Origin of the sequence: Thermosyntropha lipolytica DSM 11003, assembly GCF_900129805.1 — a bacterium.
Classification (GTDB): Bacteria; Bacillota; Syntrophomonadia; order Syntrophomonadales; family Syntrophomonadaceae; genus Thermosyntropha; species Thermosyntropha lipolytica.
In genome coordinates this window covers 24,616-49,638 of the sequence record NZ_FQWY01000008.1, presented here as the reverse complement: position 1 = coordinate 49,638, position 25,023 = coordinate 24,616, and the positions used below count along the sequence as shown (strand labels likewise).

Below are 25,023 nucleotides of genomic sequence, written 5' to 3'. Positions count from 1 at the left end.
GTGAAACTTCAATCTGATTGTCGGGAAAAAGGATTTACCCTGGTGGAAGTTCTAGTAGCCCTGATCATTATTACCCTTCTGGTTACCTGTTTTTTGCCGGTTTTTGCTACCGCTTCCCTTATGGTGCGCATAGCCGGGGAAGAAAACCGCATGAGCTCTTATGCCTTTATGGTTATGGAATACCTGCGTTCTTATCCCGGAGAGCTAAAAGAGGGTGTGACCCTGGCTGATATTGATGCAGAAGAGGTAAGAAAAATACCTGATGGCCTGACGGCCAGCCTCCAGGTGAACCGCTATGGAGGCGAAAGCCTTTATGAGGTGCGGGTAGAGGTGAAAAGCCGGGTTATAAAAGGTAAAAAGCTTGAGTTTGCCAGCATTATTGCCAAACATTGAGGAGGATATATATATATATGGGGCTAGGGAGAAAGTAAACCGGAGGGAAGCAGGGTTTACCCTGCTGGAAGTTTTAATCGCTTTGGCCCTGGCTGTTTTTATAGCCGGGGCGGCTTTAAGCCTGTTTAGCCTGAGCAGCCGTGCCTGGGCTTACAGTGAGGAAAAGTCGGCAGCCCAGTATGAACTCAGGATGGCTCAGGATAAGATCTGGCAGGATATAAAAGAGAGCCGGCTTATAAAAGACAGGCCGGTTAAGATAGTAAATGAACAGAGGCTGGTTATTGAAAAAGAGGAGGAAATAAACGGGGTTTTAACTCCAGCCAGGATAACCTATATGTTAAACGGAAAAGGACAGCTGGCAAGAAGGATAGATAAGCTGCCGGAAGGTACATATGTATCCCTGATGCCGCTGACGGAAATTAAGGTAGTTCCCCAATTTGAAGAGATAGGAGAGGGCGGATTTTACAGGATAATCCTGAAAGGTTTTAATGCTAAAGGTGATAAAATCGTGCAGGTCCTGGAAACTGGTTTTACCCGGAGGGTAGAGTAGAATGCAGAAGAGAAGGAAAACCGGACTTTTGGCAGGAGAAGAAGGGCAGGTAATGGTTTTTTTGCTCCTTATTTTACTGGTTCTGGCAATTATGGGAACTGCTGTTTTAAGCGGGGCAGAGGTAGAGCACAAAATGGCTCTAACCGATACCCGGGTTAAAAAAGCCCAGAATGCGGCTGATTCGGGAGTAGAAATCGTGCGCGACTTTTTTATAAGAGAGCTAAAAGGGACAGGAGAACTGAATCAAACGCGTGTAAATGCGATTAAGAACCGGGCACAGGATGAGCTGATAAATGCTTCCCCGATTATGCTGCCGGATGGGAGCAGGATTTTGATAAAAAAGGTGGATGTGAGCCGGCTTTTGTCCTATGGGGAAGTTGACCTGGTAGTAGTAGGGATGATGGGAAAAGCTTCCCGCAAGGTGACGGCTACTTTAAGCTTTAATACCCTGCCGGTAAAGGCGGTTCATGCAGATAAATTAAGGATTGTAGGAACTTATTATCTGGTTTCTGATAGTGTTCCCTGGAATATTGATGGCTATGGGGCAGGGATGAATGCCTATGAAGCTCCCCGCTGGCCTTATGTAAAAGAAACAGCCTATACCATAGGCTATGGTGATGGCAACAGCAATATCGGCAGGAAAGCCTTCTGGTGGACAGACGGGCGTGATGAACTGGTGCTTCCTCTTATAGGTGGAACCGGGCTTTATAAAATCCATTATGCCCCCTATTACCGGGCACAGGGAAAGGTTTTAGTGGATGATCCTGCAGAAATATGGTTCAATAACTGGCTGGATGATCCCGGGCCATATCGGGACAATCTTTTCTATCCCGGGCTTGATCTCTCCCAGATTGGGGATATAGCAAATCCTTTAAAATGGGGATGTGTAAGGCATGAACCTGCCAGGGATTACAGCATATTCCGCTCGCGCCATTTTGTAGAGAATACGAACTTCCAGAGTTTGAGTGAAAAAGGCCTTTACCGCAAGCCTCCTGAGTTTACAGAAGAGCAGCTGCAGAAGTTGCGGGAAATAGCCAAAAAAGAAGCAGGAAATCCGCAGGGGAATTGGGCTTATATAAACAACGGAAGCAACACCCTTTATATCTTTGCCCTGCGCAAGCCTTATACCTTTGTGGAACTGCCGGCAGGAGAGGTACTCCATATAAGTTTTGGCGTACCTCCGGGAGCTAATATCATTGATGGCATACGCAGCTTTTTCTATACGGTGATAAGCCTGTTTACAAAAGGGGTGCCGGGAGTTATGCTGGTAACGCCCGCTGATGTAAAAATAAGTTTTTCCAATGACCTTTTTAACATGATAAATGAGCTGGAAATGATTTTAGGAACTATTTTTCCCCAGGTACAGGAAGCGCGTTATCTTTTTATTACTCCCGGCAGTATAAGTATAACCTACGGAAGTCCGATTAGCAATGAGGACTTCAATATCTATGCCCTTGCCGGCCGGGATGTAAATATTGTGTGTGAAGAGAAACCGCTCAACTTTTTCTGGAGCTATAATCACGGTTCATTTAATGCAGGAAATAATGTAAATATTATCCTGAAACATGAGAAGGATATAATTTGGGGGAAAAATCAGACCAGCACCAATGATCGCACTTTAAAGCTGCGTACCGATGCTAAGCCGGTGGAGAGTTTTCAGGAAAGATGGAATCTAATCGGCATAGGCAGGATAACAGCTTATAAAGTGGAAAATGGAACTTAGATAAGGCAGGGAGGTAGAAGATGTTTAAGGACAGGATAACTCTGGGACTTGATATTGGAACCGAGAGGACTAAGATAGCTCTCTTGCAAAAACGGGGCCGGGAGGCGGAAATAAAACTCCTGGAAAGCCTTCCTACCCCCCGCGGTTTTGTAGATAGTGGAAATATTCTGGAACCAGTTCAGCTGGGGGAAGAGATAAAGAAGGTAGTAGAAAAACATGGCCTGAAAGGAAGAAAAACAGCAGCTTCTGTTTCCGGACCTCAGGTTTATACCCGCATTTTCACCATGCCGGAGATGAAAAAAGAAGAATTGAGGGAGGCTGCCCTTTATCAGGCCAGCACCTTTTTGCCTATTCCGCTGGAAGAGGCAGCTGTAGATGTCTATCCTCTGCGCCTTTTGGAAGATGACGAAGGCAAAAAAAGGGAAGTATTTTTTGTGGCGGTGCGCAAAAGCCAGGTGGAAAGGCTGCAGATTGTATGTGAGACGGCAGGCCTCAATCTTCAGGTGGTAGACATTGAGCCCCTGGCTCTGGAGCGGGCAGCTAAAGCTCCGGAAGAAATCAAAGCTTTTTTGCATATCGGTTCTAACCGGGCGCAGTTTTCTGTTTTTGCTCGGGAAATGCTAGTCATACACCGCTCGCTTTCTTTTGGCTGTTCGGCTTTTCTGATTGCCGGCAATCCTTCCTGCCCGGTTCCAGAAACCCTGGAAAACATAGATGTGCGAACGGGAGAATATGATTATCTGGTAAGTGATATGATGGGAGAACTTTTACGCGCGGTTGAGTATTACCGTCTTCAGAATAAGGAACCCCTGATGAGAATCTATATTTCCGGCGGTGGCTCCCGGCTTAAGGGGCTGGATGAGGTAATAGAGAAAAATACGGGAGTAAAAGCTTCTCTGGTGGAATTGAATCAGGTTTTTCGGGGAAAAGAGCTGGATGATGAAAAGAGAAAGCGGGAGATAAAATATGATTTCATGATTGCCCTGGGGCTGGCTTTAAGGGGGGTGATTTAGATGCTGGTCAATAGAGGAAAAAATGAAGAGAAAATCCTGATAAATCTGCTGCCCCAGGACTTATCACGGGAAAAGAGAAGAAAAGGAATGGCTCTAGCGGCTGGTATACTCATAGTCTGCGGATTGGCAACGGGTGTATGGTATAAAAATATGGGGGGATTGATCGCAGAAGAACAGGCGAAAAAAGAGCGTTTGCAAAAGGAACTCCGGATTTATACCAGTTCCCGGGAAGATTATCCGGATTATGCCAGCTTGAAGGAGCAGGTGGAAAAAAAGAAGGCAGTGCTGGAAAAGATTGAGGGAGGGAAAATATATTACGGGGATTTTCTGGAGACTTTTCAGGATATAAACGCTTCTAGTCCTTATATTGCTTATATGGAATTAAAGCCCGGATATATGAATATGGAAGGGTCAGGGCGGGATTATGATGAGATCATAGATTACCTGTCCTGGCTGTTAAACCAGGAAGAGATTGTGGTTATTGAAAAGCTGGCAACCTATAGACAAAAAGACAGCGGAAGGCTTAATTTCCGTATGTCGGTGCGATGGGAGAGTGGAAGGCAATGAAGCTGTCCGTGCGGGAAAAAGTTTTGCTCATTATTTTAGCCGTCCTTCTTTTAGGGGGAGGATTTTATAAATATATTTATACCCCTTTAGAGGAAACGCTTGCGGGATTGCGAAGGGATAACCAGATTTTAGCCGAGCAGATTGCCCGTGCTAAAAAAGAAAAGATGCAGCATGTAAGTCTGGAAGCGGAAGCTGAGAGGCTTAATGAGGAATACAACCGTCTTAATATGATTATTCCTCACGAACCGGAAATGGTGGAGGCTGCTTCTTTTATAAAAGATGCTGCCCGGGAATGTGGAGTAAATATAAATTCTCTGGAATATGAACCAGGAAGTGAAGAAGAAGGGACGGCAGTTATTAATGTAAAAGTTATGGCTGAAGGCAGGTATCTTCCTCTGCTCACCTTTATCAAGAGGGTAGAGAATGCCTCCCGGCTTTATATGGTGGAGAATTTGAGCTTCAGTGCTAAAGTAGAGGAGGGTATAAGTCCCGGTAGTGATGAAAACAGCAGTGCCGGGAGAGCTGAAGGCAGTTTTCTTCCCTACAACCCCAACTATTTCCAGCTGGATTTGCAACTGCGCACTTACTGTGAAAAATTGTAATATTTTGTTATAATAATTTATAATGTTTTTTAACAGCCTTGCTGAAAAGGCTGATTTTTTTAATTTTTATAAGGAAAATATATAAAGTCATGATAGGGGAGTTTTGGGATGCTGGATAGTAGAATATTAAGCCGGGTTTTGCACCGGGCTCTGGCTAGAGGGGCAGATTTTGCCGAAATCTATGGGGAAGAAAGAAATACCGGCAGCCTTTTTTATGAAGATGGAAGGCTGGAAAAGGTTAACCAGGGCCTGGAAAAAGGAGCCGGGATAAGGGTAGTCAAAAATGGGAATACCGCTTATGTTTATACCAATGATATAAGCGAAGAAGGGCTTTTGAGGGGGATTGACACGGCCTATCATGCAGCAGCAAAGGCTAGAGACCTGGATGAGGAGCTGGCTTTAAGGATTAAAGAAGCGCCTTTTGTTTTTTCTCCGGTAAGAAGGCCGGAAGAAGTGGAATGGGAAGAAAAGATAAGATGGGCTAAAGAGGCAGACAGAGCCGCAAGGAGCCTGGGGGAAGAAATCAGGCAGGTTACGGTAGGCATAGCCGAGGTGGAGAAAAAGGTAGTTATAGCCAATACAGAAGGAGAGCTGGTAGAAAAAGAAGAGGTTAGAACCAGAGCGGTAGTCAATGTAGTAGCCTGTAAAGATGGGATTATGCAGACCGGCTATGAAACCGCAGGAGGAGCAGCCGGCTGGGAAATATTAGGCGAAGATGGATTGAACGGCCTGGCAGTTAAAGCCGGGGATCTGGCTTTGCGGCTTCTTGAGGCTAAACCGGCACCGGCAGGAAGGATGCCGGTGGTTATGGCTGCGGAAGCGGGAGGTACTATGGTACATGAGGCCTGTGGACATGGGCTGGAAGCAGATCTGGTCGGCAAGGGACTTTCGGTTTATAAAGATAAAAAAGGAAAACAGGTGGCGTCTGAACTGGTTACGGTAATCGATGATGCTACCCTGGATAAAAAATACGGCAGTTATGTGTTTGATGATGAAGGAGTACCCGGGCAGAGAACTATTTTGATTGCGAAAGGAGAGCTTAAAGGTTATATGTATGACCGGCTGACAGCTGCCCGGGATGGGGTTTTATCTACCGGCAATGGACGCCGGGAATCTTACCAGCATAAACCTGTTCCCCGCATGAGCAATACCTTCATAGCTCCTGGAAATGACCGTATAGAGGAAATTATCAGGTCTACTCCCTATGGGCTCCTGGTAAAGAAGATGGGAGGAGGACAGGTTAATACTACGAATGGAGATTTTGTTTTTGAAGTTAAGGAAGGGTATTTGATCCGGGACGGAGAGGTAGCCGAGCTGGTAAGGGGAGCTACTATTTCCGGCAACGGACCGGAAGCTTTGCTAAATGTGGACCGGGTAGGAAATGATCTGGGATTTGCTATTGGCGTCTGTGGCAAAGAAGGGCAGGGAGTGCCGGTAGCTGACGCTCAGCCTACGATAAGGATCAAAGAGCTTACCGTAGGAGGGATAGTAGAGGAAGAAACCCCTGCGATAAAGAGGATAAGGAGAAGGTAGGTGGAAAAAAGGGTGCAGGATTATTTGCAGGAAAGAGGAGAAAAAGTTTTAAATCTGGCCGGGGATTTAAAGGTGCAGGCCGAAGCTTTTCTCCTGTATAACCGGGAGTTATCAATAGAAGTTGTGGGGGGAGAAGTCGAGACCTTAAAGCAGGCGGAGGAAATAGGTCTGGGAGTAAGGGTAATAGATAAAGGACGTCTGGGATTTGCTTATACTACTGACTTATCGGATGCGGCTTTAAAGAAAACGGTAGAAAGGGCAGTTTATATAGCCCGTTATGCCGAAACTGATGAGCATAATGTTTTGCCGGCAGGAGAACAGGTTTACATAAATCTGCCTTTGTATGATGAAAATATTGAAAAGGAGAGCCTGGAAAATAAAATAGAGCTGGCCCGGGAGATAGAAAGGGGAGCGCGGCATAAGGATAAGAGGATAAAGATAGTGGAAAGAGCAGGCTATGAAGATACTTCGGTGGTTCTGGTTATAATGAACACCGCAGGGCTTAAGGCTGCAGAGCGGGCTAATTTTTGCGGAGGTTATATATTTCTGGTGGCTGAAGAAGATGGTGATGCCCAGCATGGATTTGCGGCAGTTAGCAAAAGGAGGTTTAAGGATATTTTGCCCCGGGATATAGGGGAGGAAGGTGCAGTTCGCGCTTTGCGCGCTTTAAAGCCAGGTGCTATCAAGACCGGGAATATGCCCTGTGTTATGGAGCCTTATGTGGTTACCCGCTTTTTAGGAATAATAGCGGCAGCAGTAAGCGGGGATGCAGTGCAGAAGGGAAAATCGATGCTTAAAGGCCGGATAGGAGATAAAGTGGCGTTTGCAAAGCTTACCCTGGTTGATGATGGGCTTTATGTCGAAGGAATGGGAGCTTTTCCTTTTGATGGGGAAGGGGTAGCGGCCAGAAAGAATACGATTATCGCCAATGGGGTATTGCGAAGTTTTCTTTATGATACTTATACCGGTTTAAAAGCAGGATTATCCTCTACAGGCAATGGCCAGCGCACCTCTTTTCGCACCCTTCCCGGGGTCGGCACCACCAATTTTATGATCAGCCCGGGGGATAAAACCCCCGGAGAGCTTCTAGAAGGCATAGAGAGGGGTTTTTATATTACCGAGGTTATGGGTATGCATACGGCCAATCCGATAACCGGTGAGTTTTCCGTGGGAGCAGCAGGCATTATGATTGAGAAGGGGAAGCTTTCTTATCCGGTAAAAGGAGCTACTATTGCCGGCAATATTATTGATCTTTTGCAAAAGGTAGATGGGATAGGAAATGATATAAGGTTTTATGGGAGCCGGGCAGCTCCCAGCCTTAGGATAAAAAGCCTTAGTGTTGGCGGAGTTTAAAGAGAGGAGGTAGAGGATTTTGCCGGCTAAGATCCTGGTGATAAATGGTCCCAATCTCAACCTGCTGGGGATAAGAGAGCCCGGTATCTATGGAAGAAAAACCCTGGAGGAGATTAATGAAGAGCTTAGGAGGGAAGCGGAAAGCCAGGGAGTAGAGATTGAATTTTTCCAGTCTAATCATGAAGGAGAGATAGTGGATAAAATACATGATTGCTTAAATAAGGTAAATATTATTATAATAAATGCTGGTGCCTTTACTCATTACAGTATTGCGATAAGGGATGCCCTGCAGGCCGTAAATATACCGGCTATTGAAGTGCATCTTTCCAATATCTATAAAAGAGAAGAGTTCAGACATAAATCGGTTATTGCCGATATAGCCGTAGGTGGCATTTACGGCTTTGGCGATTTGAGCTACCGCCTGGCTTTAGAAGCCGCCCTGGCCTTTTTGCAGCAGGGACATTAAAGGTGAAGGAAGTGATAGAATAAACCGGCGTTTGCATAGATTAAGGCAAAAAATGAAGGAAAAAGGGCTTAATGCTTTTCTGGTTAGCAAACCAGAAAATATCCGGTATCTTTCCGGTTTTACCGGGGGAGAAGATGCCAAACTCCTTATTCTGGAGGATGAGCAGTATATAATAACCGATACCAGGTACCGTGAACAGGCAGCCCGCGAAGCTCCTCATTTTGAGCTCCTGTTAGACAAATTTCCTTATCTGGAAGCCTTAAATAAGGTCAGGAGGAGCTGCTGGGATAGGCTGGGTATAGAAAGTCTGCACTTAACTTATCATGAGTACAGGATGCTGGAGAGCACGCTTGATGTTGATCTTTTTCCCCTGGAATATGAGGTGGAAGAATTAAGGATGGTAAAAGAGGAAGAAGAGCTGGAATGCATAAGAGAAGCTGCCCGCATAGGGGATATGGTGTTTGAGGAGATAGTTTCTTTTTTAAAACCAGGGATAACGGAAAAGAAGATAGCAGACAGGATAGCTTTTCTTCTGCGGGAAAAAGGATGTGCCAAAGAAGCTTTTGATGTTATTGCGGCAGCAGGAGAAAATGCTTCTCTTCCTCATGCCCGGCCGGGGGAAAAGGCAGTAAAGCCTGGAGAGATGCTTATCCTGGATTATGGCGGTTTTTATGAAGGATATGCTGCGGATATGACCAGGACAGTATTTATAGGTTCTCCTTCCGCCTATTTTCAAGATGCCTACCGTGAAGTGTTAAAAGCGCAAAAAATAGGCATTTCTGTAGTGAGAGCAGGTATAAAAGCTTCGAAGGTAGATGAGGCGGTAAGGGATTATTTAAAAAGCTCAGGCTTAGGTGATTATTTTGTGCATTCTACCGGACATGGTTTAGGTTTGGAGATACATGAAAAACCAGCTTTATCGCCGGCAGGGGATATAGAACTTAAAGAAAATATGGTAGTTACCATTGAACCGGGGATTTATATACCTGGTAAGGGAGGAATAAGGATAGAGGATACCGTAATAGTAAAAAAGGATGGGTGTGAAATAATTACCCGTACTGATAAGGAATTAAGAATAATTTTTTAATGGAGGGATAATTACCGTGATTTCAGTCAACGATTTCAGGACAGGCCTTACTATTGAGCTGGAAGGACAGGCTTATCAGGTGGTGGAGTTTCAGCATGTAAAGCCAGGCAAAGGAGCCGCCTTTGTGCGCGCCAAGCTCAAAAATGTAAAGACAGGGCAGGTTGTAGAAAAAACTTTCCGGGCCGGGGAAAAAGTGCCGAAAGCTCATCTGGACCGCAGGGAAATGCAGTATCTTTATAATGATGGTGAAGGCTATATATGCATGGATAATCAGACTTATGACCAGATCAGCATTCCGGCAGAGGCGATTGGCGATGGAGTGAAGTGGCTTTTGGAAAATATGAATATTCAGGTGCTTTTCTTCCAGGGTAATATCATCGGGGTTGAACTTCCCAACTTTGTAGAGCTGGAAGTAGTGGAGACCGAGCCGGGAATAAAAGGCGATACCGCAACCGGGGCTACGAAAAACGCTACTTTAGAAACGGGTGCTGTGGTGCAGGTTCCGCTTTTTGTGGAAAAAGGAGATAAGGTAAGGATTGATACCCGTACGGGAGAATATTTAGAAAGAGTATAATCTGGTGTGTATTTTCTCCTCTTAAGGTAAATAATAAATAAAAAAATATCCTTGAGAGGAGGAAATATTCCATGCGCCAGATGTCAGAACGCTTAAGCTATCTTAAAGGCCTTAGTGAAGGGTTGAATATAAGTGAGGCCAGCCCGCAGGGAAAGATTTTGGCGGGAATAATTGATGTTCTTGAGGAAATGTCGGATATGATAAATGATATCCAGTATGATATGGAAGATTTTAAAGAATATGTAGAAAGTATTGATGATGACCTTTATGAACTGGAAGAAAGCTTTTTCGACGCTGAAGATGATGATAGGCATGAATGGGTAAGTACAAGGTGTCCTAACTGTGGAGAAGATTTATATTATGAAGCTGATATGCGAGAAGATGAAGATGAGATCGAGCTTATCTGTCCGCACTGTAATGAACTGGTGTATGTAAATGAGGATACTCTGGAAGGAAGAAGCTTTTATGATGAAGGGGATGAGGTTTATAATCCGAATCCTTCCTGATAATGACATTTTAATATGCATAGGGAGCCAGGCTGCTTTAAATAGGCAGCCTGGTTTTTTTATGGGCTGGTAAAAACAGCTATTATAAGGTAATAAAAAAGTCTGATAACAGGCGAAAATTATAAAATGTTATATTTTAATAAACAGATGTTGATTTGTGCATAAAAAAGGAGGGAAGGCGAAAATGGGCTTAACCAGACGCGAATTTTTTAAGCTGGGGGGTGGCGGTATAGCAGCTATTGCCGGAGCAGGGATTCTGGGCAACAGCCTGCTTAACAATACCAGAACCCCTCTTCGTGCTGACGCGACAGATATAAAGTATAAGCACGGGGTTTGTGAAATATGTGAAATGAATTGTGCCTTTTTAGGCAAAATCGAAAATGGAAGATTGGTTAAGCTGGAAGGGAAACCTAAAGACCAGCACAGCCGGGGATCTCTTTGTGCCAAGGGGAATGCCGGGATCAATATGCTTTATGATCCGGACCGCTTGAAATACCCTATGATGAAAACTGTTCCTGATCGGATTCCCGGCCAGGATCCGAAATGGAAGAAGGTTTCCTGGGAAGAAGCTATAAACCAGGCGGCAGAAGAGATAAGAAAGGCTATTGATAAGTACGGACCGCAATCGGTTATATGGATTGGACATAACAAAGGCAATGACTTTTTAAGAGCTATAGGAAGCCCTAATAATATAACCCATATGTCAACCTGTAATGCGGTAAGAATTTGGGCTACAAATGTAACTTTAGGGGTAGCCAATTATGTGCCTGATTTTGAAAACAGCAAATATATACTGTGCTTTGGCTGGGACCAGCTGGGCAAGGGCAAGAATTCGCTGGCCCGGGGAATGATTGAGGGCAAGGTTAATAATAATGCCAAAGTAGTAGTTTTTGATCCGCGTCTTTCTACTACTGCTTCTAAGGCCCATGAATGGATTCCTATCCGCCCGGGTACTGATCTGGCAGTTGTACTGGCTATGCTTAATGTAATTATTTCGGAAGAAAGGTATAACAAGGAGTTTGTAGCTAAATATGTTGATGGTTTTGAAAAACTGGCCGAGGAGGTAAAAAAATATACTCCGGAGTGGGCCTCCAGGATAAGTGATGTTCCTGCTGATACTATAATCCGCATTGCCCGCGAATTTAGCAGCGGATGTCCGGCGGTTATACCTATTCACAAGCGGGAAGCTATTCAGGTAAGGCCGGGTGGATTTGAGCTTGTTAGAGCCTGTCTGGCTATGATGGCTATAACCGGCAATATAGAAAGGAGAGGCGGAGCTCTCCTGCCGCGCATTGCTCCTTTGAATAATCCGGCTCCTAAGGTAAAACCCCCGGAAATAGAAGTAAAAGAAAGAGTAGATGGCGGACATCTTTTCCCGCTTGCAGTACCGGCTCCTTTGGGAGGAACCGGACTTTATCAGAGTGTGCCGGATATGATCCTTAAGGAAGAGCCTTATCCGGTTAAGGTAGCTATAATATACGGGCAGTCTCTGCAGTCAATGCCCCAAACCGATAAGTGGATTAAGGCTCTGCAGAAGCTGGACTACATCATAAACATAAATATTTATCCAGATGATATGGCAACTATGGCCGATCTGGTGCTTCCGGAATCGGTATACCTGGAAACCGCCCACATATCACCGCGCATAACTAATGCCCGCTATCCCCAGATAGCCGTAGGAGAACCGATGATAGACAAGCTTTATGATACTAAGGAAGTAGATGAGATCAAGTATTTGCTGGCTAAAAAGCTGGGGGTTGAACAATATATGCCTGCTTTGCGGGGTAAAGCTCTCCTCAATTACAGGCTTAGAAGATATGGCATTACCTATGATGAAGCCTTAAAAAAGGGCGGTATTTTAAATGGGAGCCAGAAGTTTGAGCCCCGGGATTTGACTTCTCTTCGTACGGAAAGCGGCAAGATTCAGCTTTATTCTTCCAGACTGGAAGAAATGGGTTATCATCCTCTACCCTGGTTTGACGAAAAGTGGCTCTTACATCCTGAAGCTAAAGACGAGTTTTATGTGGTAACCAGCAGGCCGGCGGTGCATCGCCATGCCAAGACCCATAATATGAAGTGGCTGCATGCGATAATGCCGGAAGGATTTATCTATATGAACAGCACGCGGGCTGCCGAGCTGGGCATAAAAGACGGGGATATGGTGGAATTGACCTCCAGGTACGGCAGGGAAAAGGGCAGGGTAAAACTTATACAGGGGATAAGGCCGGATACCATCTGCATTTTACATGGTTTTGGACAAAAGTCGCCTTATCTTAAGCTGGCGCAAAATAATGGCCCTAATGATTCACAGATCATGCCGGCTTATCCTAAAGAGACGAATATAGCCCTGAAAGACCCCGTAGGAGCTAGCCTGGATTGTCATTTTATTGTTAAAGTCAGGAAGGTGTAATTTATGACTATATTGCTAAATGCTGACTTTATATGGGGATTGAAAAATCTCTTGCGCTATCCAGAACGGAAGATGTGGCAGGAAAACCGTTCTGACCTGGATGTGCTTCTTGATTGGGCAGAAAGAGAAGGTTTGCCTGTAGAAAGCATAAAAGGATATGTGCAGGATGAAGAGAAACTGCTTGCTGATATCGAGATTGATTTTACCCGTTTGTTTATAAATGGAGTTCCTACTGCCAAAGCCCATCCTTTTGCTGGATGGTATAGGGGAGATAAAATCGTATTTGGTGAAACTGATCGCGAGATGCTGGCATTTTATTCCCGCTACGGTTTTATCTATGATGAGGACAGCAAGCTGCCGGCTGACCACATACTGGTTGAGCTGGAGTTTTTAGCCCTTATGCTGGAAGAGTACCAGCATAATCCGGATGATTTTTATATAAAAGGAATTAAAGAGATATTAGGGCATATGAAGCAGTGGGTTCCGGATTTTATACGCAGCATTAAAAACCATGCGCAAACGGATTTTTATAAGGAAGTAGCCGGTATGCTGGAGTATGTTTTGCATATGCTGGAGGCAAGATTGGAGGAGGTGAAAACTGATGGCTAAAAAAAGATGGGGAAAGATAGTTGATCTTAATAAATGTGTAGGATGTCATGCCTGCAGTGTGGCCTGTATAGCGGAAAATAAAGTAGAAGAAGGCAAATACCGCACCAAAATAATTGAGCATGAAGAAGGGGTATTTCCCAATGTTTATAAATATACGGAAAAGTGGTCCTGCAACCACTGTCAGCATGCACCCTGTGTCGATGCCTGTCCTACCAAGGCTTCTCATTATACAGAATGGGGAACAGTAGAAGTTAAGCCTGAACTTTGTATAGGCTGTGGCTATTGTGTTCTGGCCTGCCCTTACCGGGTAAGGATTATGAATGAACGCAAACATGGAGGCCTGCCGGAAAAATGTACTCTTTGTGTGCACTTGCTGGAAAAAGGAAAAAAACCGGCCTGCGAAACTTCCTGCATTGCCGGGGCTATTATAACCGGGGATCTAAATGATCCGCACAGTGAAATAAATCAGTGGATGGCCAAAGGTGCGGTGGAGAGAAGGCCTGATCTTATGACTCATCCCAATGTATTTATTATTCCTTACCGGAGGTGATAAGTGGTGGAACATCATTTTACCTGGGGATATTTGATTGCGATTTATCTTTTCACAGCTGGGATTTCTTCCGGAGCAGGCATTGTGGCAGCCATAGGCTATATTGTTAATGGCATGGATGAAAGGCTAAAGAGGCTGGCAGCTTATTTTGCTCCTTTTCCAGTACTTATAGGTTTGGCCTGCTTGATTTTAGACCTGCACCGGCCCTGGAATTTTTATAAGGTTTTAATCTATTATAATCCGACTTCGGTTATGTCCTGGGGAGCCTTTTTCCTTCTGGTTTTTCCTCTGGTATCTCTGGCTTTTGCAGTGATGGTTTATTTCAATATTGATAATAAGTTAAGAAGGTTTTTAGCCTGGATGGAACTGGTATTTGGCATAGCCATAGGGGTATATGCCGGCTTGCTCCTGGCTGCTATTTACAATAATCCGGTATGGAGTAATCCGCTTATTGCTTTTTTATTCTTTATATCTGCTCTTTCTACTGGCATCTGCAGCCTGATGCTTATAGGCAGAAAAGGGGATAAGCTGGATGATCTGGTTAGAAGATTTATCCCGCAAAAATGGCAGCCGGAGAAGATTAAGCTGGATTTTGATAAAAAACTTTTCCTGCGTTTGCTTATTGTCGATGCAGTTTTTATTGTGCTCGAACTAATGGTAATATCAACTCTGCTTATAAGTTATGCCTTAAGGCCAACCGGGGAAATTGCCCTGGGAGCCATAATTACCGGAGGATATTATCTCCTGTTCTGGATAGGGGTGGTCCTGATTGGACTTACTATTCCCTTAATTTTAGGGATAATGGAAGTAGGAGGCAGGATAAAAGGCAGGCTGGGACATATAGTACCCTGGGCTGAGCCTACCATGGTTCTCATAGGAGGGTTTTTGCTCCGCTATGTTATTGTTTACGGCGGAGAGATTGTATATCCGATACTTACTCTTTATCCCTAAACATTGCTTTCTCTTTTCCCACTAATATATATACGGGTACCGCATAGAGCATTTCGGTACCCGTATATGTTATTTCATCTATGTATAAGTTAATCAAACACCTTGTTCTCCCAGCAAAAAATGCTTTTCTGCGGATGTAATAACAGGTTAACAAATCTTTGCGCGGGGAGAGAGAGTTCTTCATTTTTTAAATAGGCAAGATGGATGGGCATATAAAGATCAAGTCCGGTTACTTTTACGGTTTTTAGAAGCTGGTTATTTATTTCTTTTTTTATTGTAATTTCAGGCACTATTGATATCCCAATATCGTCCTGCACGGCGGCTTTAACCGCATGGATACTGGTCATTTCGGTTACGATATTGAATTGTTCCAGGCTGTATCCGTGGTCGGCAAGTGCTTTTTCAAATATCTGCCTTACAGCTGCTCCTTTTTCCCGGATGACAAAAGGTTTAGAAGAAAGCTCGGTCAGGGAAATCTCTTTTTTCTTTACTATTCGGGAAGCCAAAGAAACAATAAAGACTAATCGGGTATCGGTTATTTTGTAAACTGCCAGATCGGGATTTTCCGTACTGCCTTCGATTACTGCCACGTCTATTTCTTTGCGGTGCAGTTTTTCCAGAATGCCCCGGGAATTGCTTATGTCAAGCTTTACTGTTATATCAGGATAACGGTCTTTAAAAATCTTAATACAGCTAGGCATGGCATAGTTGCCTACTGTACAGCTGGCACCGATAGTCAGGATAGAGTTGTTTTGTAAGAGCTGTTTGAGTTCTTCATCCATGGCCTGTTGCAGTTCAGCAAAGCGCACAGCATAAGCATTTATTATTTTACCGGCTTCGGTAAGGGTGACCCCCTGAGCAGTGCGGTGGAAGATTTTTAGACCATAGTAGTCTTCTATATCTTTGATTTTACTGCTGATAGCCGGTTGAGACAGGTGCAGGATCCTGGCGGCTTTGGAAAAACTTTTAGTCTCGGCCACGATAGGTATGATGGATAAAGGGTTTAAATACATTTTTTTCCCTCATTTCTCTATTTGTTTTAATCTGCAAAGGTATTAAAAATTTTTATATCCTGTTTTTATTATAGTGAAAGGAAAGATTTTTTTCTATGGCTGAAGGCAAAAGTGCGGTTTTTTATAGTTTATAAGAAACTTTTTTATATTTGCTTATAGGGTTATAAATATTTTGAATAATTTACCTGCTATGCCTTCAGTTATAATTAAAGCAACCAGATGTTGGAGGTAGCTCGAAAATTCCAGTTTAGCAGGGGGTGAAAAGGAGTAAAGAAATATTTGTAAAGGTACGGTTTATAATTACTGAGAAAGATGAAAGGAGAGGATTTGGGGTGCTGAAAAATATGAAGGCCAGATGGCTGTCTCTTTTACTGGTGATGGTTCTCTTATCTTCCCTGCTGGTAGGCTGTGGGGCCAAAAAGGAAGCTGCTCCTCCCGTTCCGGAAGAAAAACAAGCGGTAGAACAGGTTGATATCAGGGATATTGCTGATGAGTACTTTGCTCAAATGCCGGAAAATAATAGAATAATAAAATCGCCTGCTTTAAAAGAAAGGATTGATGCTGGTGATACGGATATACTGGTAATCGATATTCGTCCCCCGGAAGTCTATGCCAAGGGACATATCAAAGGGGCAGTCAATATTCCCTTTAGAAAAATGCATGAGTATTTAGATAAGCTGCCTGCTGATAAGGAAATAATTATTGCTTGTGTTACCGGTCAAACAGCTGGACAGGCTATAGCTATTCTGAATATGTACGGGTATGATGCCAAGTCATTATATTTAGGTTTTGACAAAGGATGGGTAGGAGAAAATGACTTCCCGGTAGATACTGCTGAATATAAGCTTCCTCAGGATGTAACCCCGGCTAAACCTGATCCGGCAATTGCCCAGATTCTGAAAGATTATTTTGCTAACCTGCCTGATAATAATAACATAATAGATCCGGAAGAATTGCAGAAAAAGATAGATGCCAGTGAAGATATCATGATAGTTGATATCCGGGCTCCCGAAGATTATGCCGAAGGACATATTAAAGGGGCAGTAAATATTCCTTTTAGAAAAATAAACGAACATTTTGATGAATTTGCTCAGGATAAGCCGGTATATGTATATTGCTATACCGGTCAGACAGCCGGCCAGGCGATAGCTGTGCTCAAAACATTAGGCATAGATGCCTATTCGGTAAAAGGCGGATTTAAACTGGGCTGGGCTCCGGCCGGGCTGCCTGTAGAAAAGTAAATGGGGTCTGTGTTACAATAAAATTAATGCCATATGATAAGGGGGAATTTATTTCCCCTTTATCAGTTTTAGGAACATTGCTGCCGGTGGGAGGTTAGGTTTTGCAGACTTATTTGGTTACAGGAGGAGCCGGTTTTATCGGCTCTAATTTTATACATTACCTTTTGACCAGATACCACAGGGATATTGTGGTGGTAAATGTAGATAAACTTACTTATGCAGGCAATATTCATAATCTGGACGGGGTAAAAGAATATGGGAATTATGTTTTTATTCAGGCTGACATCAATGACCTTATCACATTGGAAAAAGTTTTTGCACGGTATAGGCCGGATGTAGTGGTAAATTTTGCTGCTGAGACGCATGTGGACAGGAGCATATCTTCACCCCGTATTTTTGTAGAGACTAATGTCTTAGGCACGCAGGCTTTGCTTGATATGTGCCTTAAATATCCGGTAAAAAAGTTTGTTCAGGTTTCTACCGATGAAGTTTACGGGTCGCTGGGGAAAGAAGGGGTTTTTACCGAAGATTCTCCTTTAAGGCCTAGCAGCCCTTATGCGTCATCCAAGGCGGCAGCTGATTTGATACTGCAGGCTTATCACCAAACTTATGGCCTTCCTTTTAATATAACCAGATGTACCAATAACTACGGACCTTTGCAGATGCCGGAAAAGCTGATACCCCTTGTTATTTCCCGGGTTTTGGATGGTATGCCGGTACCTGTGTATGGTGAGGGTACTAATATAAGGGAGTGGATTTTTGTCGAGGACCACTGCCGGGCTCTGGAGGAAGTAATCCATAAGGGGGTTACAGGGGAGGTTTATAATATAGGCAGCGGATGCGAGATAGAAAACCTCAGGCTGGTCAAGCTGGTAATAGATATGGTAAAAGAGCTTTTGCCGGCAGGGGATAGGCGAAAGAATTGTATAAGCCATGATTTAATTGAGCTGGTTGCCGACCGTAAGGGACATGATTTCAGATATGCTGTAAGTTCAGAAAAAATAAGGCAGGCTACCGGCTGGCAGCCAGCGGTCAGTTTTGAGGAGGGAATAAGGTTTACGGTAAACTGGTACCTGACCCATGAGGAATGGGTTAAGAAGGCCCGCCAGCGCCTTTAAACTGTGTAGATTATGAGGTGATATGATGAAAGGGGTTATACTGGCAGGGGGAAGAGGAACCCGCTTGTATCCGCTTACCAAGGTTACCAACAAGCATCTTTTACCCGTAGGCAAAGAGCCTATGATTTTTAATCCTGTTAAACAGCTGGTGTCGGCAGGCATTCATGATATTATGGTGATTACCGGAAAAGAACATATGGGGGAAATGGTGAGGCTTTTAGGCAGCGGAGAGGATTTTGGCTGTGATTTTACCTTTAAAGTGCAGGAGGAACCGCTGGGAATTGCCCATGCCCTCCTGCGGGCGGAAGATTTTGCCCGCGGTGAGAAGATAGTAGTTATCCTGGGAGATAATATCGCTACCCACAGCATAAAAAAATATGTTGATAAATTCAGGGAGCAGAAGGAAGGAGCCCGGGTACTTTTGCGTAAGGTAGAAGATCCGGAAAGATACGGCATAGCTGCTCTCGATGAGCTAAAAATTGTGGAGATTGAGGAAAAACCCCTGCAGGCTAAAAGCCCTTATGCCGTTATTGGTATCTATATGTATGATGAAAAGGTTTTTGATATTATCCGCTGTTTGGGACCTTCCCCTTCCGGCGAATATGAAATAACACCGGTCAATAACTACTATATAAAGCTGGGACAGCTGGCCTATGATTTGCTGGAAGGTGACTGGGCTGATGCCGGTACTTTTACTTCCTGGGCCTATGCCAATCAGATGATGCTTAGCATAGAAAATAAGATAATAAACAGCTAAAGGATGAGGTTTATGTATATACCTTTTAACCGGCTTTATTTTTCCGGGCGGGAACTTGCCTGTATAAAGGACTGCCTGAAGAGAAACAGCATAGCCGGCAATGGTTATTATACCGGTAAAGTGCAGGATTTTATGGCTAGCCGATTTAAAGCCGAGAAGGTTTTCCTCACCACTTCGGCTACCAGTGCTCTGGAGATGGCTTCTCTTCTCCTTTCTTTAAAGCCGGGGGATGAAGTTATCATGCCTTCTTTTACTTTTGTATCTACGGCCAATGCTGTTATGCTAAGAGGGGCTAAACCGGTATTCGCGGAAATTGATCCGCGAACTCTTAATATTGATCCGGAGGATGTTAAGGAGAAAATAAGCCCTCATACCCGGGCGATAATCCCTGTCCATTATGCCGGGGTAGCCTGTGATATGGATAGTTTGCTGGCTATAAGCAGGGAATATGGCCTTTTTATCATCGAGGATGCGGCTCAGGGAGTCAATGCCCTCTATAAAGGACGATATCTGGGGACTATTGGCCATATAGGATGCTACAGTTTTCACGGCACTAAAAATTACAGCTGTGGTGAAGGCGGGGCTCTTTTGCTGAATGGCCTGGGGAAAGATATGCTAAAAAAGGCAGAATACATATGGGAAAAGGGGACTAACAGGTCCAGTTTTTTGCGCGGAGAAATTGACAGGTACACCTGGATGGAAATCGGGTCAAGTTATACTCCTTCGGATATACTGGCCGCTTATCTTTATGCCCAGCTGCAAGATATGGATATGATTACGGAAAAAAGAGAGAAGATTTATTATAATTATTTAAACAGCTTGCGGGAATATGAAAAGAAGGGGCTCCTAAAGCTTCCTTACCTGCCTGATTATGCGGTTTCTAATTATCATATTTTCTATATTATTTTTGCCCATAAAAACACAAGGGATTATGTACAGGAAAAATTGAAGCAAAGAGGAATCGAGTCTGCTTCGCATTATGTGCCTTTGCATCTTTCTCCCATGGGTAAGAGATTAGGTTATCGCCCGGGTGAGTTGCCGCTTACCGAAAAATTAGCCGATGGGCTTTTACGTCTTCCTCTTTATCCGGATATGACTGCCGGGGAACAGGAATATGTCATAGAAAACCTGAGAAAAGTTTTGCATGAACTGGAATAAACAGGGGAGAGTTGTATGCTTTTTTCGGTAGTAGTTCCTGTATACAACAGTGCCAGAAGCCTTCCCGAACTCTATGAACGAATAAAAGGGGTCATGGAGGAAAGAGGGTGGGATTTTGAAATAATTATGGTTGATGACCGGAGCCGGGATGAAAGTTACCAGGTTATGCAAAGACTGCGGGAAGAAGATAAAAGGGTGAAAATAATAAAACTGGCTTTTAATGCCGGACAGCATAGTGCTACCTTGTGTGGCCTGAGGTATGCTACGGGAGATTATGTCATAACTATAGATGATGACCTGCAGCATCCTCCCGAAGAGATTCCCCGGCTTTATGCCAGGATTAAAGAAGGCTATGAAGTCGTATTCGGGGTTCCCCGGGAGCGAAAACATCCTTTTTATCGTAATCTGGGCAGCAGGCTTATAGATAAGAGTCTGGGTTTAATATATAAAAAACCGGCGACTTTAAAAATGAGCAGTTTCCGCATTATGGATAAGAGAACGGCGGGGCGACTGGCTGCCTGCCGAAGAAGAAATATCTATCTGGCAGCCCTCCTTTTGCAGGATGTATCCCGGGCAGTAAGTTTGGAGGTAAAACATGATAAGCGCAAATATGGAAGGAGTAATTATAATTTTTCTAAAGCCTTAGGGTTAGCTCTTGATCTTATTTTTAGCTATTCCCATCTTCCCTGGCAGGTAATTACCTGGTTATGGGCAGGTTTGCTTTTATTATCCTTATGCTGGGGGCTAAAGTTTTATTTTTATCCGGGAGATAAGAGCATTTGTCAGGGGGGAAGCCTGTTTATTATAGGAGGAATTCTACTTTTAGGTTTTTTGACTTCCCTTACCGGTTGGAAATATGCTAAATGCTGGCTTAAGGAGATGGATGGCCGGCCTCCTTATTCTATAGAAAAAATGGAGCTATGACGGTTTAGGCGGGGGATAACATGAAGGTTTTGATTTTAGGCGGCGGATTTATGCAGCTCAATGCTATACGCAGGGCAAAGGCCAAAGGATGGACGGTAGTGGTGTCTGATTACCTGCCCCATGCTCCCGGCAAAAGACTAGCCGATTTTGCCGAACTGGTAAGCACTTTTGACATCGAAGGCAATATCGAAGTAGCTTTAAAACACAGGGTAGATGCCGTTTTTACCATAGGGACTGACCAGCCGGTTTTAACTGCGGCTAAAGTAGCTGAAACCCTTAATTTGCCTGCTTTGATAAGTGCAGATACAGCTTTAAAGGCTACCAATAAAAAATACATGAAAAAAACCATGGAAGAAAACGGGATCCCTTCCAGCCGTTATATCCTTGTAAAAAAGGAAGAACTGGCAACTCCGCATACCATAAGAAAACGTCTGGACGATTTTAATTTACCGGTAGTCGTAAAACCCTTAGACAGCCAGGGACAAAGAGGAGTATTCAAGCTTTACCGCTTTGATGAACAGGCGATATCTTATATGCAGGAAACTTTTAAGTTTACCCGTCAGGAAGAGATAATCGTAGAGGAGTTTTGTGCTGGAGATGAAATAACAGTAAGTGCCTGGGTAGAAGAGGGCATACCTTATATTCTTATGATAACTGACAGGCCGCTTCTCTATGTAGAACCCCACCTGGGAATACCGGATGGACATGTTTTCCCTTCCGTATATACTTTAAGCTACTATGATGAGATTAAACAGCTGGTAGCAAGGATTATCAGGGCTTTTGCTATAAAAAGCGGACCTTTGTACATACAGATGATAATTGGGGAAAGCGGGGTTAAGGTAGTAGAGATTGCCTGCCGTATCGGTGGCGGCCATGAAGAAGAACTGATCCCTTTAGTTTCCGGTATAGATATAGTAGATATGTTTCTGGAAAAGTCAGTCGGCAACCATATAGATGTTGAGAGCCTGAAGAGGTATAATCTTTTAACCAATTCCCGATATGCTATGGTTAAATTTATAATAGGCCAGCCAGGAGAAGTGAAAACCTGGGCGAGCCTGGAAAGAGTAAAAAATATGCCGGGGGTGATAAATGCAGGTTTTTATGATACGAGCCGCAGGGAGATAAGGCCGCTTACCGATAGCACCTGCCGCATCGGATATTTGCTGGTGGAAGGAAAGGACAGGCAGGAATTAATGGCCAGGGTAAAGAAAGCCTATGATGAAGTTAAGGTTTGGGACAGCAAGGGTAATAACATGGTAGTCTGGTTTAAAACTTATGCTTGAGGAGGAGAAAAAATGCACCAGAAAAAGGCTTTAGCTGTTTTAACCCTCATGATTTTTTTAACCGTTGCTTTGCTGGCTGGATGTCAGCAAAAAAATCCTGAAAATGCTGTTTTACCTGACAGGACAGCCTCCAAAATAACAATTGCTACCCAGTATGGGTTAGGTTATGCTCCCCTGCAGATAATGGAAGAAAAAAAGCTTGTGGAAAAATATCTGCCTGGGGTAGAGGTGGAGTGGAAACAGATGGGAACTGGTCCTGAAATCAGAGAGGCTATGGTAGCTGGCCAGGTAGATGTAGGGTTTATGGGGATATCTCCGTTTCTTATCGGATGGGATAAGGGGGTAAAATGGAAGATAGCAACTGCTTCTTGCAGCCAGCCTCTGGCTCTTATGACTTACAAGGAAAATATAAGAAGCCTTAAAGATTTTGGTGTGGAAGATAAAATCGCTACTCCAGCCGTAGCCAGCATTCAGCATATTCTGCTTTCCATGGCAGCCAAGAGGGAACTGGGAGATGCCAGGGCTCTGGATAATAACATGATTTCCCTTACGCATCCTGATGCGGCAACCGCCTTAAAAGCCAAAAAAGATATCGCAGCTCATTTTGCTTCTCCTCCCTATCTTTTTGAAGAACTGGCTGACCCGGGGCTGAAAAAAGTGCTGACCGGAGAAGAAGCTTTTGGTGGTGAATATACATTTATTTTCGGGGTAGCCACCGAAAAGTTCCATGATGGTAATCCGGCTGCTTATGCAGCTTTTATCGCTGCTTTTAATGAAGCAGTAGCCTTTATAAATAGCCAGCCAGAAGAAGCAGCTTCTATTCTGGCTCCCAAGTACAATCTGAGTCCGGAAAAAGTTTATGAATATATAACCTGGGAAGGGACTAATTATTGCTCTACTCCTTACGGCATAATGGCTTTTGCCCGGTTTATGAAAGAGGCGGGTTATATTGAAAAAATGCCGGCCAGTATAAGCGATATAGCTTTTGCCAATGTCCAGGCAGCTATTGGCAAACGTTACGGAGAAATGTCAGCTATTGAAAAACTGCAGTGGGGAAAAGGTGAATAGATTTGGCGAAGCGGATGTTTGCCAACCGGCTTTTAAGTAAATTATTTTGGCTTTTGCTTTTGCTTCTGCTCTGGGAGTTAATCTCCCGGAGCGGGATTTTTGAACCTACCCTGTTTCCGCCTTTTTCCAAGATATTGCTGGTTTTTTGGCAGGAGCTTACAGATGGCCTTTTGCTGGAAAAAACCTGTTATTCCCTGCAGCTTATCCTGAAAGGACTTTTTTTATCTCTGGCTATAACAGTAGTTTTGAGCTTTGGTGCTGTATCTTCCCGTTGGGTAGAAGATCTGGTAGATGTTTTGAATTCTATTTTACATCCTCTGCCGGGTATAGCCTTGCTGCCGGTAGCTATTCTCTGGTTTGGCATAGGGGAGACCAGCATACTTTTTATCATACTCCATTCGGTTATCTGGCCTATGGTAGTAAATTTAAAGACTGGTTTTAGATCGGTACCCTCAATTTACCTTGAGCTGGGACGAAGCTTTGGCTTAAAAGGGATAAGGCTTTTAGGGGGAGTGATCCTGCCTAGTTCTCTGCCCTATTTTATATCCGGGCTGAAAATCGGATGGGCCAGGGCCTGGAGGGCAGTAATTGCCGCGGAGATGGTTTTTGGGGCGGCTTCAGGTACAGCAGGTGGGTTGGGCTGGCATATTTATATGACCCGGTATTATTTCGACATAGCCGGTACTTTTGCTGCTCTGCTGGCTATTGTTATTATAGGTATACTGGTGGAAGAATTGTTTTTTAATATTTTAGAAAAGATGACGATAAAAAAATGGGGAATGGTATAAACAGGAGGCCAGGTGGGATGCTGGAACTGCAAGAGGTGGTAAAAGTTTATCTCCGGGAGAATTTTCGGCATGAAGTGCTGAAAGGTATAAGCTTTCAGGTGAGCCAAGGAGAATTTTTCTGTATTTTAGGGCCTTCGGGCTGTGGAAAAACTACCCTTTTGCGCATGATCGGCGGTTATGAGAAGGTATCTGGCGGCAGGATTCTGCTCCAGGGGGAAGAAATAACAGGTCCCGGACCTGACCGCATTATGGTTTTTCAAACTTTTGACCAGCTTTTTGCCTGGCAGACGGTAAGAGGAAATGTCGAATATCCGCTTAAGATAAACGGCATGGCACGCGGTGAGCGCCGGGAGAGGGCTGATTTTTATATAGAAATGGTAGGCTTGAAAGGTTATGAAAACTATTATCCACACCAGCTTTCCGGAGGGATGAAACAGAGGGCAGCTCTGGCCCGGGCACTGGCTTTACAGCCGCAGATTCTTCTTCTCGATGAACCTTTTGCCAGCCTGGATGCGCAAAATAGGGAGATACTGCAGGAGGAGCTTTTGCGAATATGGAACTCTTTAAAACCGACGGTGATTTTTGTGACCCATGCGGTGGATGAAGCTATTATCCTGGCAGATCGCATACTGGTGATGACTGAAGATGGAGATATAAAAATGATCGTGGAAAATAAGCTGCAGCGTCCCCGCCGCCCTGGTATGCCGGGTTTTGCCCGGATGTGGGATTTTTTATACGAACAGGTACGCAGTTCAAGATGGCAGGCAGAAAAGAGGAAGAACTAAG

26 protein-coding genes are annotated in these 25,023 nt (G+C 44.1%); 25 read left to right on the top strand and 1 reads right to left on the bottom strand.

Annotated features, from left to right (window positions below; genetic code table 11):
- The 16 genes from BUB92_RS03550 (at position 1) to nrfD (ending at position 14,887) form a co-directional block, all read left to right on the top strand.
- Positions 1-393, top strand: a complete 393-nt coding sequence (locus BUB92_RS03550) for a type II secretion system protein (protein WP_423230193.1) — start codon at positions 1-3, stop codon at positions 391-393.
- Positions 380-943, top strand: a complete 564-nt coding sequence (locus BUB92_RS03545; protein WP_159432300.1) for a PilW family protein — start codon at positions 380-382, stop codon at positions 941-943. The genes BUB92_RS03550 and BUB92_RS03545 overlap by 14 nt, the downstream gene beginning before the upstream one ends.
- Position 944: 1 nt before the next feature.
- Positions 945-2,666 (top strand): PilX N-terminal domain-containing pilus assembly protein, encoded by a 1,722-nt coding sequence (locus BUB92_RS03540; RefSeq protein ID WP_073090107.1) that lies wholly within the window; start codon positions 945-947, stop codon positions 2,664-2,666.
- Between the two features lie 20 nt (positions 2,667-2,686).
- Entirely contained in the window at positions 2,687-3,679 is a 993-nt protein-coding gene (gene pilM / locus BUB92_RS03535) for a type IV pilus biogenesis protein PilM (RefSeq protein ID WP_073090087.1), read from the top strand.
- Positions 3,680-4,246: a PilN domain-containing protein gene (locus tag BUB92_RS03530; RefSeq protein WP_073090084.1), complete on the top strand. Its 567-nt coding sequence runs from the start codon at positions 3,680-3,682 to the stop codon at positions 4,244-4,246.
- Positions 4,243-4,848, top strand: a complete 606-nt coding sequence (gene pilO, locus BUB92_RS03525; RefSeq protein ID WP_073090082.1) for a type 4a pilus biogenesis protein PilO — start codon at positions 4,243-4,245, stop codon at positions 4,846-4,848. The genes BUB92_RS03530 and pilO overlap by 4 nt, the downstream gene beginning before the upstream one ends.
- A 108-nt stretch (positions 4,849-4,956) precedes the next feature.
- Complete coding sequence (locus tag BUB92_RS03520) at positions 4,957-6,381, top strand: TldD/PmbA family protein (RefSeq protein ID WP_073090079.1); 1,425 nt, start codon at positions 4,957-4,959, stop codon at positions 6,379-6,381.
- The gene (locus tag BUB92_RS03515; protein ID WP_242938993.1) at positions 6,382-7,734 is read left to right on the top strand and encodes a TldD/PmbA family protein; all 1,353 of its coding nucleotides are present in this window, start codon (positions 6,382-6,384) and stop codon (positions 7,732-7,734) included.
- Between the two features lie 19 nt (positions 7,735-7,753).
- The gene (gene aroQ / locus BUB92_RS03510) at positions 7,754-8,200 is read left to right on the top strand and encodes a type II 3-dehydroquinate dehydratase (RefSeq protein ID WP_073090077.1); all 447 of its coding nucleotides are present in this window, start codon (positions 7,754-7,756) and stop codon (positions 8,198-8,200) included.
- 31 nt (positions 8,201-8,231) lie between these two features.
- Positions 8,232-9,287, top strand: a complete 1,056-nt coding sequence (locus BUB92_RS03505; RefSeq protein WP_278280491.1) for a M24 family metallopeptidase — start codon at positions 8,232-8,234, stop codon at positions 9,285-9,287.
- Between the two features lie 16 nt (positions 9,288-9,303).
- Positions 9,304-9,861, top strand: a complete 558-nt coding sequence (gene efp / locus BUB92_RS03500) for an elongation factor P (RefSeq protein ID WP_073090070.1) — start codon at positions 9,304-9,306, stop codon at positions 9,859-9,861.
- A 71-nt stretch (positions 9,862-9,932) separates the two neighbouring features.
- Positions 9,933-10,367 carry a CD1247 N-terminal domain-containing protein gene (locus BUB92_RS03495; protein WP_073090067.1) on the top strand — a complete coding sequence of 145 codons (435 nt, stop codon included), beginning with the start codon at positions 9,933-9,935 and terminating at the stop codon, positions 10,365-10,367.
- 184 nt (positions 10,368-10,551) lie between these two features.
- Positions 10,552-12,777 carry a molybdopterin-containing oxidoreductase family protein gene (locus tag BUB92_RS03490; RefSeq protein ID WP_073090063.1) on the top strand — a complete coding sequence of 742 codons (2,226 nt, stop codon included), beginning with the start codon at positions 10,552-10,554 and terminating at the stop codon, positions 12,775-12,777.
- 3 nt (positions 12,778-12,780) lie between these two features.
- The gene (locus BUB92_RS03485) at positions 12,781-13,386 is read left to right on the top strand and encodes a TorD/DmsD family molecular chaperone (protein WP_073090060.1); all 606 of its coding nucleotides are present in this window, start codon (positions 12,781-12,783) and stop codon (positions 13,384-13,386) included.
- A complete protein-coding gene (locus BUB92_RS03480) occupies positions 13,379-13,936 on the top strand; it encodes a 4Fe-4S dicluster domain-containing protein (protein WP_073090057.1) in 558 nt (185 codons plus the stop codon). Before BUB92_RS03485 ends, BUB92_RS03480 begins: the two co-directional genes overlap by 8 nt.
- A 6-nt stretch (positions 13,937-13,942) precedes the next feature.
- Positions 13,943-14,887, top strand: a complete 945-nt coding sequence (gene nrfD / locus BUB92_RS03475) for an NrfD/PsrC family molybdoenzyme membrane anchor subunit (protein WP_159432299.1) — start codon at positions 13,943-13,945, stop codon at positions 14,885-14,887.
- 89 nt (positions 14,888-14,976) lie between these two features.
- On the opposite strand, the gene BUB92_RS03470 is transcribed toward nrfD, so the two are convergent.
- Entirely contained in the window at positions 14,977-15,900 is a 924-nt protein-coding gene (locus BUB92_RS03470) for a LysR family transcriptional regulator (RefSeq protein WP_073090050.1), read from the bottom strand.
- Positions 15,901-16,157: 257 nt separating this feature from the next.
- On the opposite strand from BUB92_RS03470, the gene BUB92_RS03465 reads away from it, so the two are divergent.
- The 9 genes from BUB92_RS03465 (at position 16,158) to BUB92_RS03425 (ending at position 25,022) form a co-directional block, all read left to right on the top strand.
- Positions 16,158-17,141 carry a rhodanese-like domain-containing protein gene (locus BUB92_RS03465; RefSeq protein WP_073090047.1) on the top strand — a complete coding sequence of 328 codons (984 nt, stop codon included), beginning with the start codon at positions 16,158-16,160 and terminating at the stop codon, positions 17,139-17,141.
- Positions 17,142-17,242: 101 nt separating this feature from the next.
- A complete protein-coding gene (gene rfbB, locus BUB92_RS03460; protein ID WP_073090044.1) occupies positions 17,243-18,259 on the top strand; it encodes a dTDP-glucose 4,6-dehydratase in 1,017 nt (338 codons plus the stop codon).
- A 25-nt stretch (positions 18,260-18,284) separates the two neighbouring features.
- Positions 18,285-19,016 carry a sugar phosphate nucleotidyltransferase gene (locus BUB92_RS03455; protein WP_073090040.1) on the top strand — a complete coding sequence of 244 codons (732 nt, stop codon included), beginning with the start codon at positions 18,285-18,287 and terminating at the stop codon, positions 19,014-19,016.
- A gap of 12 nt (positions 19,017-19,028) precedes the next feature.
- The gene (gene rffA, locus BUB92_RS03450) at positions 19,029-20,174 is read left to right on the top strand and encodes a dTDP-4-amino-4,6-dideoxygalactose transaminase (RefSeq protein WP_073090037.1); all 1,146 of its coding nucleotides are present in this window, start codon (positions 19,029-19,031) and stop codon (positions 20,172-20,174) included.
- Between the two features lie 15 nt (positions 20,175-20,189).
- Entirely contained in the window at positions 20,190-21,098 is a 909-nt protein-coding gene (locus BUB92_RS03445; RefSeq protein ID WP_073090034.1) for a glycosyltransferase family 2 protein, read from the top strand.
- A gap of 20 nt (positions 21,099-21,118) precedes the next feature.
- Complete coding sequence (locus BUB92_RS03440; RefSeq protein WP_073090031.1) at positions 21,119-22,381, top strand: ATP-grasp domain-containing protein; 1,263 nt, start codon at positions 21,119-21,121, stop codon at positions 22,379-22,381.
- A gap of 12 nt (positions 22,382-22,393) precedes the next feature.
- Positions 22,394-23,449, top strand: a complete 1,056-nt coding sequence (locus tag BUB92_RS03435; protein WP_073090028.1) for an ABC transporter substrate-binding protein — start codon at positions 22,394-22,396, stop codon at positions 23,447-23,449.
- A gap of 2 nt (positions 23,450-23,451) precedes the next feature.
- Positions 23,452-24,237, top strand: a complete 786-nt coding sequence (locus BUB92_RS03430; RefSeq protein WP_242938992.1) for an ABC transporter permease — start codon at positions 23,452-23,454, stop codon at positions 24,235-24,237.
- A gap of 17 nt (positions 24,238-24,254) precedes the next feature.
- A complete protein-coding gene (locus BUB92_RS03425; RefSeq protein ID WP_242938991.1) occupies positions 24,255-25,022 on the top strand; it encodes an ABC transporter ATP-binding protein in 768 nt (255 codons plus the stop codon).
- The last annotated feature ends 1 nt before the right edge of the window (position 25,023 follow it).

Coding starts and splice junctions, on each gene's coding strand:
- pilO (WP_073090082.1), top strand. CDS start 4,243: ATGAAGCTGTCCGTGCGGGAAAAAGTTTTGCTCATTATTTTAGCCGTC.
- BUB92_RS03425 (WP_242938991.1), top strand. CDS start 24,255: ATGCTGGAACTGCAAGAGGTGGTAAAAGTTTATCTCCGGGAGAATTTT.
- BUB92_RS03520 (WP_073090079.1), top strand. CDS start 4,957: ATGCTGGATAGTAGAATATTAAGCCGGGTTTTGCACCGGGCTCTGGCT.
- BUB92_RS03480 (WP_073090057.1), top strand. CDS start 13,379: ATGGCTAAAAAAAGATGGGGAAAGATAGTTGATCTTAATAAATGTGTA.
- BUB92_RS03485 (WP_073090060.1), top strand. CDS start 12,781: ATGACTATATTGCTAAATGCTGACTTTATATGGGGATTGAAAAATCTC.
- BUB92_RS03435 (WP_073090028.1), top strand. CDS start 22,394: ATGCACCAGAAAAAGGCTTTAGCTGTTTTAACCCTCATGATTTTTTTA.
- pilM (WP_073090087.1), top strand. CDS start 2,687: ATGTTTAAGGACAGGATAACTCTGGGACTTGATATTGGAACCGAGAGG.
- BUB92_RS03470 (WP_073090050.1), bottom strand. CDS start 15,900: ATGTATTTAAACCCTTTATCCATCATACCTATCGTGGCCGAGACTAAA.
- BUB92_RS03440 (WP_073090031.1), top strand. CDS start 21,119: ATGAAGGTTTTGATTTTAGGCGGCGGATTTATGCAGCTCAATGCTATA.
- rffA (WP_073090037.1), top strand. CDS start 19,029: ATGTATATACCTTTTAACCGGCTTTATTTTTCCGGGCGGGAACTTGCC.
- BUB92_RS03490 (WP_073090063.1), top strand. CDS start 10,552: ATGGGCTTAACCAGACGCGAATTTTTTAAGCTGGGGGGTGGCGGTATA.
- BUB92_RS03495 (WP_073090067.1), top strand. CDS start 9,933: ATGCGCCAGATGTCAGAACGCTTAAGCTATCTTAAAGGCCTTAGTGAA.
- BUB92_RS03530 (WP_073090084.1), top strand. CDS start 3,680: ATGCTGGTCAATAGAGGAAAAAATGAAGAGAAAATCCTGATAAATCTG.
- BUB92_RS03445 (WP_073090034.1), top strand. CDS start 20,190: ATGCTTTTTTCGGTAGTAGTTCCTGTATACAACAGTGCCAGAAGCCTT.
- BUB92_RS03540 (WP_073090107.1), top strand. CDS start 945: ATGCAGAAGAGAAGGAAAACCGGACTTTTGGCAGGAGAAGAAGGGCAG.
- BUB92_RS03455 (WP_073090040.1), top strand. CDS start 18,285: ATGAAAGGGGTTATACTGGCAGGGGGAAGAGGAACCCGCTTGTATCCG.